The following is a 15,235-nucleotide window of genomic DNA, read 5'->3' as shown; positions in this document are numbered from 1 at the left end:
CTGGCCGTCGAAGCGATACGGAACCCCGGGCCAGGTGGCGTCGTCCTCGACGTCATGGCTGGACACCCGGACCGCGTCAGTCCCGTTGTCACCGATGTACGTCGAGTCCGCATCGATCGATCCCGCTAGCGTCGTCGGAATATACACCGCCGGACCCTCGTTGTCGCGGAACTCGTTAGTGGCAAACTCCGCCAGAGTCGCACCCTCTTCCGCGATTAGCCCGGCCGTCGCGCTCTCTCTGAGTGTGCTGTTGGTGACCGAGGCGTGCCCGTTGCCCGCGGTACCCTCGAGGTAGATATTCGCGTAGTCGTTCGCGCCACCGTGGGCGATGTCGACGTTGTCGAAACTGTTGTTCGGATTGTCCGTTTTTATCCAGATGCCCTGCCAGTAGCCGGGCGCTTCGGATTCGCCGTGGAACCAGACTGGGTTCTCCGGGTCGCCCGACGCCACGAGGGCCGCACCGTCGAGCACCGTCAGTCGCGACCCGGACTGCCCGATCACCTCGACGCCTGGTTCGATCGTCAGCGTCGCTTCGTCGGTGACGCGGACGTTCCCGTCCAGGGCGACCCGAGGGCAGTCAGCGGCGTTCCAGGTCGTATCCGCCTCGATGTCGTCGCTGACGACCTCCGGTTTGCAGTCGGCCGGCGTCGGATCTGTCACCTCGGGATCAGTATCGACCGTCGGGGTCGATTCGGGTTCTCCGCCGTCGCCGCCGAAAGGTACCCCTGCACATCCCGCGAGCAGGCCTACCCCAATCGTCGACCCTGCTTGAATGAGTTTCCTACGCCTCATACGGTTATATTCTCTCTGGGAACTGATATAAATCGGCCAAAATTATTGGTGCGTGAGAAATTCACGGGGGTTATCTGTTCAGCCAGTGGTTTTCTAGTGAAGGGCAATGTCAACGAACAGCAACCAGACCGATGCCGCGGGAGCTTCGAGTGAAGAGACTGAAACAGGTCTTGACAAAAACATTGCCGCTACCCTCGCCGGCGTGCTCGGTCCTCTGACTGGCATCGATCGCATTGAGTTTCATCCAGATCATCGCCGGGTTCAGCGATATCCTCCAGTTACTACTGCGGGCGATCCTCAGTTTCCTCGGTTTCGTCCTCTGGCTCGGGGGGGCCATCCTCTGGATCTACCTGATCGTCCGAACATACCAGGGCAAGGAGCCTCAGATCCCCGTTGCAGCCGGTATCGCAGAGGGCTTCGTCTAAGAGACGGGGATTGACATCCTCCTCCGGCTAAAGCCGGAGGAATCCCGAGCGTTGGGATATTAGAGTTTGCAGACTCCCTGTTCTCTCGTGTTGAACGATCCGCTCTCGCGGTCGAACAGGAAGACTCCGGGCTGTGCCAACCAGCCGTTACTCATATCCCCCGTCGGGGGACTCTGAGTTATCTTACGGCGGATGTTCACCGCACCGTTCACGTCTGCGTTCATCGTTGTCTCGCACGACGAACAGACGTATAGACCGCGCTCCACGCGGTTACTATCTCGAATCTGCCCGCAACACGAACACGTCTTGCTCGTGTTCTCCTCGTCTACGCGGTCAACGAGGATACCGTGTTCCTCGGCCTTGTATTCAAGCAGTCGGACGAAGCGGTCAAACTCCCATCCGTGGAGTTTCTTGTTTCCCGACGCTCCCCAGTTCCGCGAGTGGCCGTTCTCATCCTCGCGGATGTCGCTAAGATCACCAACCGCTATCTTCTCCACATCTTCTTCGACACACCGCTCAACGATGTGTTTCGAGAGTGTGTGGAGGAAGTGGTCTTTGCGCCGGGAGAGTTTCTGCCGAGCCTTCCGCGCCCGCTTCGATGGCCCGTCCCCGCCTTCAGTCTGGTGCTCCTTGCGGGTGAAGTACTGCTTGTCCTCTTTCAGCACGTTCCCCGGATATAGTTCGCTACCACCATCTTCGTAGTCGATGGCGAGGTAGTTACTGATTCCGAGGTCGATACCCGCTGTGTTGTCACCCGGTGCGTCTTCGACTGGAATCTCTTTCTGACAGACGAGGTGGAGTTCCCACTCGTCACCGTTCCAGACAGCACGTACCTGCTGGATGTTCTCAACTTCCACATCAGGGCGGGTTTCGTACTCTGCGAGGATGAAGTCAGATCGACTCTCTTTCAGGTTGAAGCCTTTTGAGAGGCGAAGTTGGCCGTGTTTGTCGTCGTGCTTGATAGCCCGTTTCTTCCATGTGACGGTAGAGCGCGGGTGGTCGTCGCCACGTTTCCGGTACCCCGGTGAGTTGTTGCCGTCGTCGGAGTTGTACCAGCCGGTGAACGCTTCAGCAAGTTCTTCGAGAACTCGCTGACTTGACTGCGAATGCAGGTCACTGTAGCGTTCGTGGTCTTTCAACTCCGATTTCAGCTCGGCTTCGTCTGGTATCTCGCCGTCTTCATCCCACCGTTGTTGGATGTAGTAGCGACCGACGTTCCACAGTTTGGATGCGGAGTGCCCGCACTGGTCGAGGTCGTCACGAACCTGTGAGTGGTTCGTGATGCGTGCGACGTAGGTGCGGGTTGTCTCCAGCATCGTTCTACGTTGCATAACCGGTTATGAGAGTATGGGTATTAAAATCAACGACCGAGCGTTGAATATCCGGTTGGAGTGTCGTCGGTGGAGTATCGGTCAGAGTGTCGGATTCATCCCGCGCCTAAAGGCGCAGGTATTCTCCTTGCTCTTTACAAAAAACGGACCCTAGCCCACCCAATTACGACTCGCTGCCGTACGTCTCCTCGAGATACTCGATGATGTCGGTGCTTTCGGGCATTCCCTCGACGCCGTGCTCCTCGTCGACGAGCACCGGAACGCCGGTCTGCCCGGAGATCTCCTTCACCTCGTGGCGCTGTGCATGACTGGAGGGGACCATCACGCTGTCGTACTCCAGACCCAGTTCCTCGAGCTCGTCGGCGACCTTGATACAGAACGGACAACCGTTCAGTTCGTAGAGGGTGATGTTTGCCATCAGTGGCAGTTGGCGAGTTTCGCGTAAAAGTCCCGCGGGCGTGTGTGAGACGACCACCATTCCGCATTCGTCGCGGAGACAACGGCGATACCGACTGCGCTCAGACCGCTCGCTGCTTCAGCGACCGTGCGCCCGCAACGATTCGGTCCCGGACAACTACTGCCTCAGTGACACCCCAGGCCAGCAGCAGCAACAGCGCGGCCACGACGCCGACGAACTGCCAGGAGTTCATCCAGGCCGGCTGCGCCCACGGCGCGTAGTGGCCCCAGGTCCGGGCGAACTCCGTTACCGGGCCTTCGACGACCGTGTTGTCGGCGGCACCCGCCAGCCACGAGGAGAACGTCAGCGTCGAAACGCCGCCCTCGGAGCCCCAGATATTCTTCGTGCCGCTGACGTCCTGGTCGCGCATCGTCGGGCCGTTCGAGCCGTCACCGTGTGCGATACGCTCGGCGTCGTATGGCCCCCAGGTTGCGTAGTACTCCCAGACGACCTCGCCCTGTGGCGTTATCTCGATGACGCGGTGGTTGAGCGAGTCGACGATGAGCGTGTTGCCGTTGGGGAGTCGGTCGGCGTCCCGCGGCCAGGAGAGCGAGGCCGAACTCCCGGCGCTCCAGACCTCCACCCACTCGCCGCTCTCCTGTGTGTACTCGACGACGCGGTCGTTGTGGCTGTCGGCGACGAGAATCGTCGCGTTGCCCGATTCGGTCTCCAGATAGTCCGGGTTGTGCTGTGCGTTCAGCACGTCGTGGGCCCCGTCGCTCCCCAGGCGCTCGGTGATCTCCTTGCTCTGGATATCGACGGCGATGACCTGGTCGAAGTTCCGCGGGGAGAGGAGCAGCTCCTCGCCGTCCCGGATGACGTCGACGTCGTTGACGTGGGTCCAGTCCTCGTTGAAACCACCGTCAGTGCCGTTGGGGTAGTGGTCCCGGAACATCCACTCCCAGTCGACCTCGTCGTCCTCGCGGTCGTAGAGTACGACCCGGTCGTTCGAGCAGTCACACGATTCGTTGTACTGGCGCATGTTCGCGATCGCGAGATGCGTCTCGTTGTACTGGTCGATGTCGTGCGTGTCGTGGTAGGGGAGGCTCTCCTCCCAGATTCGCTCTTTCGTGTCGGGGTTGAACTCGTACACTTTCGTCCCGTCCGGGTTGGTCGAGACGACCAACAGGTTCCCGTTCGGGAGCGGGTCGACGTCGTAGAACCAGCGTGCACCGGTCTGCGGGCCGCTGTAAATCCATTCTGTCGAGCCGTTCGGGCCGGCCGAGACGAGGCGGGCGGGCTTCTTCGTGGAGCCTTGCCCCTCGTGGTGGAACCCCTGGATGGCGACGACGGTCGACCCGTTCGCTTCGCGCTCGATGGTTCCCGGCTCGAGTTCGCTCGGGTCGTCTGCGGACGCTTCACCCGTCGGCGATCCGCTGATCGCGGCACCGACGGCTGGCGCGACCAACGAGAGGACGAGCAGGAGGGCGACCCCGCGGACGAGCCAGCGACGAGGCGGACGACTGCGGTTCACACCGGAGTGAATCAAGGGACGGCTGAATCTCTTGCGGTCTCGGTGGTGGAAAACGAAGGAGAACGTACTACAGCTGACCCTGGAGCACGCCGCTCGTCCGGACGAAGAAGTAGAGCACGAAGGCAACAGCCAGAATCCACTGGCCGAGATGCACGTCTTTGCGCTCGCCGGCGGCGACCTTCACAATGGGGTAGGAGACGATCCCCGCGGCGATGCCGTAGGCGATAGAGAAGGTGAAGGGCATCACCAGAATCGTCATCCCGGCAGGGATGGCGTTGGTGACGTCGTCCCACTCCACCTCGACGGCGTTCCCGAGCATCATGATGCCGATGACGACCAGCGCGAGGTGGGAGGCGTAAGAGGGGATCCCCGCCGCGAGGGGCACGAACGCGAGCGAAAGCAGGAACAGCCCGGCGACGGTGAGCGCCGTCAGTCCGGTGCGGCCACCCTCCTCGACACCGGTTGCGGACTCGATGAACGTCGTCACCGTCGAGGTGCCGAGAATGCCGCCAACAGTGGTGCCGACTGCGTCAGCCATCAGCGGCTGGTCGATGTCGGGAAGGTTGCCCTCCTCGTCGAGGAAGCCAGCAACCTGCCCGACGCCGACGAGCGTGCCGGCGGTGTCGAAGAAGTCGACGAAGAAGAACGTGAACACGATCAGCGAGAAGGTGAACGCGTCGACGTTCGCGAAGCCGTCGATGAACGCGCCCGCAAGCGGCGTGATGTCGTAGGCTGCGAGACTGTAGGTCTGCGTCGTACCGGTCAGGGAGGCGCTCACGATGGCGCCGCCGGCCTCCTCGGCGGGGAAGGCGACGTAGCCAAGCGCCGAGGCGGCGTAGCCCAGCGCCGTCGTCGTCAGGATGCCGATGACGACCGAGCCCTTCACGCCGCGAGCGTAGAGCCCGAACGTGAGAAAGAGGCCGACCACCGAGAGCAGCGCGACGGGATCCTTCGCGAACACTGGGGAGAACGTGACGAACGTCGTGGGGTCGCTGGCCACCAGGCGCATCGCCTGGAAGCCGATGATGGCCAGGAACAGCCCGATCCCCGAGCCGACCGCGCGCTTTACAGGTTCCGGGAACAGCCGGATGACGTACTCACGCGCGCCGATGGCGGTGAGGCCGATGAACAGCAGTCCCTCGACGACAACCGCTGCGAGTGCCGTCTGCCACGGAACGCCGAGTGTGAGGACGACAGTGAACGCGAAGAAGGCGTTCAGCCCAAGCCCGGGCGCCTGGCCGAACGGCCGGTTGGCGTAGAGCGCCATCACCAGCGTCGCTGTCGCCGCCGAGATGATGGTGACGACCGCGAGCATCGCCTTCAGCCGCCCGGGGCTGATGCCCTCGATACTGATCGCCGCCGAGAGGATAGCGGGGTTGACGACGACGATGTAGCTCATCGTGAGGAACGTCGTCAGCCCGGCCAGCAGCTCCGTCCGAACGGTGGAGCCGTGGTCCTCGACGTCGAAGTACTCCGCGAGCGTCTGTTTCACACCCATGCGTGTTCCTGCATACTCACTGAGGCACCGATAAGCGTTCCCATCGAAAATGCGCAGGGATGCGCATTTCTTCGGTCTATTGGGAGGTTAGCGGGGTGAACTATCCACGACGATGCCTATCTCGTCGCGTCCGTGTGGTGGTCTCGCCGTTCGGTGGCGACGTTACGCCCGTCCGAACGTGGTCAGCGCGCCAACGGGGGCGTCGGTGATCTCCCGGGCGCGGTCCATGCCTTCGTTGCCGACGGCGATGAGGGTGAACACGCCGCCCACGGTGGCGTCGGACTGGGAGACGATGTCGAGCAGCAGCTCCTGGGTCTCGCCCGAGCGGATGAGGTCGTCGACGACCAGCACCGTGTCGCCGGGGCTGACTGCACCTGCAGGCAGGTAGTAGGTGAGTTCGATCCCCGACGCCAGCCGCTGGCGGGATTCGGTGAACTCCTCAACGGCGGTCTCCTTGCTCTTTTTCGCGTAGACGATATCCGCGTCGAAGTAGGAGGCCATCGCGGCGCCCAACGTGATGCCGTCGGTGGCGGCGGTGAGCACGACGTCAGGCGTTTCGAACTCGAAGGATTCGGCAGCGACGGGTGCGACGAGGTCGAGGAACGACTGGTCGAAGACGATCGCGCTGTTGTCGACGTAGCCTTCGTCGTCGACGACAACACGGGACTCGAGCTCGTCGGCCAGCGCCTCGCGACCGACGCCCTCGACCGTTTCGCGGGCACGCTCGACGCCCGGGAGCACGTGACCGTTGACGTAGCGGTTCAGATCGCCGGCGGGGAGGCCGGTCAGCTCCGCGAGCTCGTCGTACGTTCGGCTCCGCTTCAGCGTTCGGAGGACGGCGACCGCACGCAGCTGCAGCGCCGCCTTCTCTGCACGATTCATGCCGTCCCTCACTGTTGCACAAGTATGAACACTTCGAACCAGAACAGGGGCGCTAGTCCGAGGAACACCCCCACGGTCATGGGTTACTCCTGGTCAGCCAGCAGCTCCGAGGCGGTCACCAGTGCCTCGAGTTCGACGCCGTGATCAGCGAGGTTCTCCCGGCCGCCTTCCTCCCGGTCGACGACCAGTAGCGCGCGGTTCACCTCGGCGCCGGCCTCCCGGAGCGCTGCGACGGCGTCGACAGCCGACTGGCCGGTGGTGGCGATATCCTCGACGACGACGACCTCCTCGCCCTCCTCCAGGCGGCCCTCGATGCGGTTGCCAGTGCCGTACTCCTTGGCCTGCTTGCGCGCGATGACGTAGGGGACGTCCGCGGTGATGCTCGTCGCCGACGCGAGCGGGACGCCACCCAGCGCGACGCCGCCGAGTTTCTCGCCATCGAGTCGCTCCGCAAAGGCCTCAGCGATGAGCCGGAGACAGCGCGGGTCGGTTTCGAACAGGTATTTGTCGACGTAGTAGCTGCTCGTGCCGCCGTGGGAGAGTTCGAACTCGCCGAACTTGACCGCGTCCGCGTCCCGGAGCGCCGCGATGAGGTCCTCAGTCATGGCCGAGCATGGGACCAGCGTAGGTAAAAACGGGCCGGATTCGGTGGTGCACCCCGCTCACTCCCGACCGGTCGGTGTGGACCCGCTCGCCTACCAGGGCTCGTTTTTCACGCCGATAGCGTAGGCGATGACGTTCGTCACGACGTGCAACAGCGGCGTGACGACGAGGACGACGGCGACGCGCGCGAGGCTGAACGTCTCCAGGGTCCAGTCCGGGGCGAGCAGGAGCGCGAGCAGCAGCGCGCCGACGACGAAATCGAGTTGGTCGAGTCCCGGGAACGAGGCGCCGCGCTCGCGACCGCTCCGGCGCTTGAGGAACGAGGCACCGATATCACCCAGCATCGCCCCGAGTGCGAGCCCCAGCGCCGCGAGGGGGGGGAACGTGGGGAGGACGATGCCGAGGACGCCCTCGGTGGCCGGCGTCACGTAGTTGAGCAGCATTGCGAGCGCCACGCCGACGGCGGTGCCGACGGCCGTTCCGCGCCACGTTTTCCCGTCGCCGAGCAGGCGACGGCCGCCCAGTTCTCGTCCGCCGTCAATCGGGCGACCCCCACCAGCAAGGACAGCGGCGTTGTTCGGGACGTACGCCGGGAGCATCGCCCAGAGCGCGCCGCCGACGAGTTCGAGCATAGCCAGCCTGACGGCTGGGTGGGTGGTAAGTTTCCCGGAGGGAACGCGGGTGGGTGCGTTGCGCTCGTCGGGATGTAGCCACGGCGTGGGAAGCCGGTGTGGCACGCGATGTGTCACAGTCCCGGAGCGACCACCGCGGTCGTGTGGCCCGCTGACGGCTCCGTGAGGCCTGCTGGGTACCAACGCGGTGGCTGTGCGTAAATACGGGCCTTTTTCACTCGGAAGCCCGTCGAATCGGATATGCAGGGTAATCTGCCGCCCGAAGCACAAGAGAAGATCGAAGAGCTACAGGACCTCCAGGAGACCACCGAGCAGCTCGCCGCCCAGAAGGGACAATCCGAGACGTCGCTCAACGAGGCAAAGACCGCACTCGACGCGCTCGAGGACATCGACGAGGACGCGACGATGTACCGAGAGATCGGCGAGCTGCTGGTCCGAACCGACTACGACGAGGCCGAGGAGAGCCTCGAAGAGAAGGTCGACAGCCTCGAAGTTCGCGTCGAGCAGCTCGAGAAGCGTGAGGGTCGCACCCGCGAGCAGTTCGAGGAGCTCCAGGAGGAGCTTCAGCAGATGCTCCAGGGTGGCGGCGGCGGTCCGATGGGTCCCGGCGGCCCCGGTGCAGGCGGCGAATAGATGCCGACTGACGAACCGACCGACGCAGAGGTCGTCGAAACTGCCAGCGCGGCCGCCGAGGGTGTCGTGCTGGAACAGTACAAGCAGTCCGAGCTGAAAGACCTCGATATCACGGTCACCTTCGAGGAGGGCGTTCTCGAGGTCGACGTGTACATCAACCCGCCCGAGGACGCCGAACCCGACGCCGAGGATGTTGCCGATACGGCAGCGCTCACGGCCCAAGAAGCGGTGGACGAACTCTTCGCCTGAGGGCGGCACTCTTTGCGGCTCGCTCCATTCTCTACCCGCTGGTCACGCGGTTTTGGCCCCCGAACCCAATCCGCAGACACGTCTCGCGAGCAACCTCTCGACCCCGTGCCGACCGAACAGGTTCGCGATGCCGTGTCCACAGTCCTCGATCGGTCCGTCGACGTCGCAACCCCGATCAGTGAGGGGCTGAACGCAGTCTCCCGGCTCTGAATGCCTGTGCGGATCCGGACACTTGCCCGCCCCCACCGATGAGGAGTCGGCGACGGCCGGCTACGTCACGAAGAACAGGAGGACGCTGATGGCCGTCACCGCGAGGATGACCGCCGCGGCGAAGGCGCCGCCCACCGAGACGACGGCGTTGGCGTGGGAGGCCAGCGACTCCGTCCGGTCGTTGCCGAACACCGTCACTTCCGCGCGCTCGGTGGTCATCCCCGCCTCGACCGGTTCGGTGTCCTCGCGCGCCGCCTCGACCAGTTCGATGACGGTGTCGATGAACTCGTCGTGATCGATGGCGTCGCCGACCTGGTTGTCAGCCTCGACGGTGTTGACGACGTGGGTGTCGGTGGTCATCACCTCCACCTCGTCGAGGCCCGCCTCCGTGAGCGCGTCGACGGTCCGGTCCCGCAGCCACGGCTCCATGTTGTTGCCGTCGACGAGCACGTACGCCGTCTCCTGGCCCTGGACCTCGACGACGGCGGCGCGGATTCCCAGCGGGCCGATGCCGTCGAGTGGCTCCCAGTCGGTTTCGTCCCACGCGACGCCGAGGGAGAGTTCACCCGTTGGGGCCGATGCGAGCCGCTCGCCGGTGAGACCGGCAGCCTGAATCATGTCGAACGAGCGGGCGCTCCCGGGGGTGACGTGGCCCAGGTCGGGGCCGGCAAGCCCGTTGTTGCAGTTGTGGGCGTCCACCAGCAGCACGGTATCCAGCCCGTGGGCGCGGGCCTCGCTGGCTGCCGTGAGGCCGACGCCGTACTCCACGTCGTCGGCGAAATCTGGCGAGAACGTGTTGATGAGCAGGCCATCGTCGCCGAACGCTTGCCCCAGCATCTTGGCGTCGCCCGAGTCCAGGCGGACACTCTCGGAGGCTTCCGACTCGTAGTCGATGCGCCGGTGGGCGCGATCCGCGGCGTCAATGAGCCGTTCCACCTCCCGCTCGGTGACGAGATTGAAGTCGTGACCGGCGGTGGCGTGGGGCGGGAACGCCAGCCCCTCGGCGGTGGCTGCCACCCGCTTGGGCAGGTTACCGCCGCCGATCTCTCCCATCGGTCCAGGGTGGATCATCGGCAGCACGAACCGGGCTTTCTCGGGACCACCGTCTGGTTCGCGGAACGCGAGCACCGTCACCGGCACCATGGCTTGCTCGCCGATCTGTTCGAAGAAATCCTCCAGTTCGTCCGAGCCCTCCGCGACGTGGCCAATAAACCCCCGGAGGAAATCCAGCATGGAGACGCCCATCGAGCGGCGCCACGGGCGGTCGATGGCGATGAGGAAGATGTAGACGGCGGCGGCATAGAGTACACAGAGCGCGCCAAGCAGCGCGAACTGCGTGGGCGAGACGACGCTCAGCACGCCCGGCGCGTCGGCGTTCTGGTTGAGAAACGGGGTGAGATACGCCTGAACCGCGGAGCCACCGTCGGCCATGAAGCGGATGGTGCCGCTGTAGATGAACAGCAGGCCGGCGGCGGCGACGGTCTGAATGCTCGCCGGCAGTACTGCAAGCGGGAGCGAGGAGCGCGATACCGCGAGCACGACCAGCAGCCGCAGCGCGAAGACGGAGGCCAGCGCGACCATCAGCGCGTCGAAAACGAACGTCTGGTCGAGCGCCGCGAAGAGATAGGTGAGTAGCCCGGCGACCGAGAGCACGGCGACGATGAGTAGCTCACAGATCAGTGCCAGCAGTGACGCGCGGTTGTAGGTGAGCCGGCCGCCGGTGAACCGGTCGACCCACGGTGTGGCGAAGCCGGCGATGACCGTCGGGATGCCGATGAAGAAGACGCCCTCCCAGGCGTCCTGGCCGATGAAGAGGATGCCGCGGAACACCGCGTCGGCCTCCCGGCTGTCGAAGGCGCCGACGCCAGTGACAGCAGCGACCAGCAGCGCGAACGCGAGGCTCGTGTACCAGTTCGGTGCACGGAAGACGAACTTCGAGAGCCCCGCGAGATTGCTCTGTGAGGTCGTCATCGCTTCGAGATATCCCCCGGACGGTGTAAAACCCAGCTACTTTGTCGCCAAGCAAACCGGCTCCGTCCGGCGACTTCCGTCGCCGCCTGCCCTGGCGGCGGCCGCGTTACCACTCCCGACAGATTTCCAGAAAGTTCTCGAACACTTCCTCGCCCTCCTCGGTGTGGGCGACTTCGGGGTGCCACTGGACGCCGTACAGCCCCGCCTCGGGGTTGCTCATCGCCTCGACCTCACAGATGTCGCTCCGGGCGGTGCGCTCGAATCCGTCGGGCACCTCGTCGACCTCGTCTGCGTGACTGGCCCAGACGCGGGTTTCGGGCGCGAGTGAGCCGATAAGTGGGTCCTCCTCGCCGAGAATCTCCACGTCCACGTCGGCGTAACCGCCGTAGTCCCCGCTTTTGGTGCTGCCGCCGAGCTCCACGGCGAGAAACTGCATGCCGAGACAGATGCCCAGCACGGGGACGTCGAGCTCGAGATACTCCGCACAGCGACCGACGCGCTCCATAGCCGGTCCGCCCGAGAGCACGAGGCCGTCAGCTTCGATCTCCGCAGGCTCGGTGTCGTTGTCGATGATCTCCGTCTCCACGCCCAGGTCGCGCAGCGCACGGCCCTCCAGATGGGTGAACTGGCCGTGGTTGTCGATGACGACGATGCTGGTCATGAAGCAGGTTGGTCGAGGACGCCCAAAAGCCACTCGGAACGGCCCGAAATAACCACGTCCGTGCAGTCAGTGCTGTGCCATCAGAGTTCACTCGGGTCGAACCGCTCGTTGCGCCCGTCCCAGTCGTGGATGTCGAGTTCCTCGCGGGTGTCGAGATAGAGTTCCACGCCGTTGCCGTCGGGGTCGTCGAAGTAGAGCGCCTTGCTGATGCCGTGGTCCACCGGTGAGACGGCGACGTCGCGTTCGATCAGGCGCTCGTAGGCCCGCCGTAGCGCGTCGGCGTCCTCGAGCTCCCACGCGGCGTGGTAGAGGCCGGGCTCCGGCCCGGTGGCGGCGCCGGATACCTCCGTCACGTCGCTGCCGACACCCTGCAGCGCGAGGTCGTGGTGGTGCTCGCCGAGTGTCAGAAAGGCGAACCGGCCGACCCGCTCCGTGACCTCGAGACCGAGCACCGATTCGTAGAACTCGACCGCGCGCTCGGTGTCGCGGACTTTCAGGTGGACGTGGCCGAGATGGCTCACACCGGTCATACTGTAGTGCGGAGGCTGGTGAGCAATGGGAGTTTGGACTGTGAGTCGCTACTCCTCGCGGCGCTCGCTGGCTGACTGGAACCCAAACTCCTCCATCTCCGCCCCGCGGCGCTGCTCGCGGGCGGCGACGGCCTCGGGGTCCGGGCTCGCGTCGTCGGTGATGCGGGCGAAGGAGCGGTGAACCTTGGTGTGACACCAGCGACAGAGCCCCACCGTGATCTCGTGGGAGGGCTCCTCGCCTTCCGCGGTCCCGTCGTCCGCCGGCCGGTCTGTGCCGGCGGCACCTTCGTCGTCCGCCGGCCGGTCTGCGCCGGCGGCACCTTCGTCGTCCGCCGGCCGGTCTGTGCCGGCGGCACCTTCGTCGTCCGCCGGCCGGTCTGCGCCGGCGGCACCTTCGTCGTCCGCCGGCCGGTCTGCGCCGGCGGCGCCCCTGTAGGAGAGGTGGTGTTCCTCCACCAGTGGTCGGCTTGATTCGTGGGCCATCCGCACCTCCTCCAGCCCACAGCGGACACACTCCTTCGTGTCGGTGGTCCAGCGGTAATGGGGACAGGCCGCCCACGCGATGTCGTCGGGGTCCACATCGACTGTCGGGTCCGCCGATTCCTCGCTGACGACGCAGTCGTACCCTGCCGCCCGGCGTTCGGCAGCGAACCGAGAGTCCGTGCCCGCGTGGTCCAGCGCGTAGCGACAGCGGCCATCGCTGGTGAGGTGATCACAGCGCCCGGCGACGTCGTAGGGGTCGTCGACGCCGACGGGCGTCCCCTCAGGCGTCTCCTCCATACCGGGGCTGGGTCGCCATCGACCTTGAACGCTTGGCTGCCGCCTGGCCAGCGGACCCCCCACTGTTAGGGGTGAGACACGGAGGGGAACGCTTAGGAGGGCGACGGGAGAGCCAGCGTCCGTGCGAGTCGTTCATCACCGTGAGGGGGAGCGCCAGGTGCTCGCGAGCGACGCCGAGCGGGCCGAGGGGCTTCCGGCCAAAGTTCGCGGGCTGATGTTCCGCCGGTCGCTCCCGGAGGGGTACGGGCTGGTTTTTCCCTTCGAGGGGGCTCGAACTCGCAACATCCACATGCTGTTCGTCTCCATCCCGCTCGACGTGCTCTGGCTCGTCGCGGACGAGGTGACACGGGTGGAACGGCTCCGCCCGTGGGTGGGGTTCGGTCACAGCATCGCCGACACCGTCGTCGAACTGCCCGCCGGCGCCGGCGAGGATGTCGAGGCGGGCGACACCGTCGAGGTTCTCGAGTAGCACGCTCGTACGGGGTACATTTACCACATCCCCGGTGGATGAATCCGGCATGTCCCCAGAGACTGCCGCCATCCGCGATGCGTACCCGGTACTCGACCAGGAGGTGAACGGGCAGCCGCTGAGGTACCTCGACAACGCCGCGACGACCCAGACGCCGCGACAGGTGTACGAGGTGTTCGAGGAGTATTACGCCGGCTACAACGCGAACGTCCACCGCGGGATTCACTCACTGAGCCATCGAGCCTCGATCCCTACGAGTCGGCTCACGACCGCCTCGATATCCCGGGCTCGGTTCGGGCGTCGTTCTACGTCTACAACACCACCGAAGAGGTTGACCGCCTGCTCGACGCCATCACGGACGCGGACGCGAAACTCGACGCGTATCTCTCGTCGGACCGCTTCAGCGACAGACTCTACGACCACCACCGGAATCCGCGAAACAGCGGCGGGCTGGCGAACCCGTCGATGGTCAAATCCTCCGAGGAGACCTCCTGTGGCGACGAGGGGGAGTTCCACGTCGACATCGCCGCCGACGGAACAATCGATGAACTGGCGTTCGAGAGCCGGAGCTGCGCGGTGAGCCGCGCCGTCGCCAGCCTCATCACCGAGTATCCGGAAGGAACAGAGCAGCCGGCGTCGCCGTAACCGGGTTCGGCGGTTCCACACCGGTGCGACGTTGGGTTCCGTCCCAACGGCTGGTTCCGCGGCCCATCTGTGTCGGAGCCACGGCCGGGTCAGTGTCCAGCACGCTCCCCAGCCCGCGTGAACGCACGACTGCTACCCCTCACTGTCCTGTGCACTCACGGCCGGTCGGCCCGTCCGCTGAGAATACATGCGAAATGGCCGACCGGGGCAAACGTCGTATGAGCGAGTCGGAGGACGTGTCGACTCCGGCGGAAACCCGCACCGAGATCATGGAGGCAACGTTCCGGGCCGTACCCGGAGCTGAAGCTCCGGGCTGGACACATTGTACTTGGAAAACGCCGAGGAAGGGATTTGAACCCCTGAGTCCGTGAGGACAGTAGATTTCGAATCTACCGCCTTGGCCAGGCTAGGCTACCTCGGCTCAGTATACCGTCCGCCCCGCTCCCGTTAATCGGTTACGATTCAGCGCAGCCCCGTGACCAGCGCCACCGCCCCCCCGGCGAGCAACAGGAGCGCGGCGAGCGGTTGACTGCCCGCAGCCGCCGCGAACACTGCATAGCCGACGACCACCGCGAGCGAGCCAACCGCCAGCGAGGCGGCGCTATGGACCGTCTCGGCTCGCACCGTCGACGTCTCCCGGCCGAGCTGGTCGCCGATGGCGATGGCGTTGCTCGCGGCGTCCCACGCGAGCACGCCTGTCAGCCCGCCGACGAGCAGCGGCTCCGGGGAGCCGCCGATGTAGCCCGCGTAGAGCACACCGACGATCTGGAGTCCGCTACCGATGCTGACCACCCGCTGGGAGGCCGCGAGCAGTCCCGTCGCGAGCGCCAGCACGCCGACCAACGAGGTGGCGGCGCCGACCGTCGATGCCAGCGCGGTGGCGACCACCGAGAGCAGCGCGAGCGTGAGCGCGAGACCGATGCCGAACCGGGACGGTCGCCGGGTGATTTCGTTCATCGGTCCACCCTCACGGAGCGACGGCGGCGTGTCGTG

Annotated in this window: 17 protein-coding genes, 1 tRNA gene and 1 pseudogene; 5 read left to right on the top strand and 14 right to left on the bottom strand. The window is 65.1% G+C overall.

Annotated elements, in window-relative coordinates:
- Positions 1-792 (bottom strand): annotated as a pseudogene (locus V5A38_RS05780) (hypothetical protein); the annotation flags it as partial.
- 233 nt (positions 793-1,025) lie between these two features.
- Between V5A38_RS05780 and V5A38_RS05775 the strand changes: the two are divergent.
- Positions 1,026-1,217: a hypothetical protein gene (locus V5A38_RS05775; protein ID WP_332324792.1), complete on the top strand. Its 192-nt coding sequence runs from the start codon at positions 1,026-1,028 to the stop codon at positions 1,215-1,217.
- A gap of 59 nt (positions 1,218-1,276) precedes the next feature.
- Here the strand turns inward: V5A38_RS05775 and V5A38_RS05770 are convergent, their stop codons facing one another.
- From V5A38_RS05770 to V5A38_RS05740, 7 genes are all read right to left on the bottom strand, one after another.
- Positions 1,277-2,533 (bottom strand): transposase, encoded by a 1,257-nt coding sequence (locus tag V5A38_RS05770; protein WP_332324794.1) that lies wholly within the window; start codon positions 2,531-2,533, stop codon positions 1,277-1,279.
- A 178-nt stretch (positions 2,534-2,711) separates the two neighbouring features.
- A complete protein-coding gene (locus V5A38_RS05765; RefSeq protein ID WP_332324791.1) occupies positions 2,712-2,966 on the bottom strand; it encodes a glutathione S-transferase N-terminal domain-containing protein in 255 nt (84 codons plus the stop codon).
- A 100-nt stretch (positions 2,967-3,066) separates the two neighbouring features.
- Positions 3,067-4,479 (bottom strand): aryl-sulfate sulfotransferase, encoded by a 1,413-nt coding sequence (locus V5A38_RS05760; protein WP_332324790.1) that lies wholly within the window; start codon positions 4,477-4,479, stop codon positions 3,067-3,069.
- A gap of 67 nt (positions 4,480-4,546) precedes the next feature.
- Positions 4,547-5,977 (bottom strand): NCS2 family permease, encoded by a 1,431-nt coding sequence (locus V5A38_RS05755; protein WP_332324789.1) that lies wholly within the window; start codon positions 5,975-5,977, stop codon positions 4,547-4,549.
- Positions 5,978-6,139: 162 nt separating this feature from the next.
- Complete coding sequence (locus tag V5A38_RS05750; RefSeq protein ID WP_332324788.1) at positions 6,140-6,859, bottom strand: phosphoribosyltransferase family protein; 720 nt, start codon at positions 6,857-6,859, stop codon at positions 6,140-6,142.
- A gap of 83 nt (positions 6,860-6,942) precedes the next feature.
- Positions 6,943-7,464: an orotate phosphoribosyltransferase gene (gene pyrE, locus V5A38_RS05745; RefSeq protein ID WP_332324787.1), complete on the bottom strand. Its 522-nt coding sequence runs from the start codon at positions 7,462-7,464 to the stop codon at positions 6,943-6,945.
- Positions 7,465-7,554: 90 nt separating this feature from the next.
- Positions 7,555-8,094, bottom strand: coding sequence for a CDP-2,3-bis-(O-geranylgeranyl)-sn-glycerol synthase (locus tag V5A38_RS05740; RefSeq protein WP_332324786.1), 540 nt, complete (start codon positions 8,092-8,094; stop codon positions 7,555-7,557).
- 240 nt (positions 8,095-8,334) lie between these two features.
- On the opposite strand from V5A38_RS05740, the gene V5A38_RS05735 reads away from it, so the two are divergent.
- Entirely contained in the window at positions 8,335-8,727 is a 393-nt protein-coding gene (locus V5A38_RS05735) for a prefoldin subunit beta (protein WP_332324785.1), read from the top strand.
- A complete protein-coding gene (locus tag V5A38_RS05730; RefSeq protein WP_332324784.1) occupies positions 8,728-8,976 on the top strand; it encodes a DUF3194 domain-containing protein in 249 nt (82 codons plus the stop codon). It abuts the gene before it with no gap.
- 270 nt (positions 8,977-9,246) lie between these two features.
- Here the strand turns inward: V5A38_RS05730 and V5A38_RS05725 are convergent, their stop codons facing one another.
- From V5A38_RS05725 to V5A38_RS05710, 4 genes are all read right to left on the bottom strand, one after another.
- Positions 9,247-11,157, bottom strand: coding sequence for a DUF2070 family protein (locus V5A38_RS05725; protein ID WP_332324783.1), 1,911 nt, complete (start codon positions 11,155-11,157; stop codon positions 9,247-9,249).
- A 106-nt stretch (positions 11,158-11,263) separates the two neighbouring features.
- A complete protein-coding gene (locus V5A38_RS05720) occupies positions 11,264-11,818 on the bottom strand; it encodes a GMP synthase subunit A (RefSeq protein WP_332324782.1) in 555 nt (184 codons plus the stop codon).
- Between the two features lie 80 nt (positions 11,819-11,898).
- Positions 11,899-12,348, bottom strand: coding sequence for a VOC family protein (locus V5A38_RS05715; protein WP_332324781.1), 450 nt, complete (start codon positions 12,346-12,348; stop codon positions 11,899-11,901).
- A gap of 48 nt (positions 12,349-12,396) precedes the next feature.
- Complete coding sequence (locus V5A38_RS05710; RefSeq protein ID WP_332324780.1) at positions 12,397-13,128, bottom strand: hypothetical protein; 732 nt, start codon at positions 13,126-13,128, stop codon at positions 12,397-12,399.
- Positions 13,129-13,249: 121 nt separating this feature from the next.
- Between V5A38_RS05710 and V5A38_RS05705 the strand changes: the two genes are divergently transcribed.
- Both V5A38_RS05705 and V5A38_RS05700 read left to right on the top strand, forming a co-directional pair.
- On the top strand, positions 13,250-13,597 hold the full coding sequence (locus V5A38_RS05705) for a DUF192 domain-containing protein (RefSeq protein WP_332324779.1): 348 nt from the start codon (positions 13,250-13,252) through the stop codon (positions 13,595-13,597).
- 42 nt (positions 13,598-13,639) lie between these two features.
- Positions 13,640-14,242, top strand: a complete 603-nt coding sequence (locus tag V5A38_RS05700; RefSeq protein ID WP_332324793.1) for an iron-sulfur cluster assembly scaffold protein — start codon at positions 13,640-13,642, stop codon at positions 14,240-14,242.
- Between the two features lie 336 nt (positions 14,243-14,578).
- Here V5A38_RS05700 and V5A38_RS05695 read toward each other — a convergent pair.
- Together V5A38_RS05695 and V5A38_RS05690 are read right to left on the bottom strand one after the other, a co-directional pair.
- Positions 14,579-14,663 (bottom strand) — tRNA-Ser (locus V5A38_RS05695).
- A gap of 41 nt (positions 14,664-14,704) precedes the next feature.
- Entirely contained in the window at positions 14,705-15,199 is a 495-nt protein-coding gene (locus tag V5A38_RS05690; RefSeq protein ID WP_332324778.1) for a hypothetical protein, read from the bottom strand.
- Positions 15,200-15,235: the final 36 nt, after the last annotated feature.

Source organism: Halolamina sp. (genome assembly GCF_036626355.1).
Taxonomy (GTDB): domain Archaea; phylum Halobacteriota; class Halobacteria; order Halobacteriales; family Haloferacaceae; genus Halolamina.
This window is presented reverse-complemented; position numbering and strand designations above follow the sequence as displayed.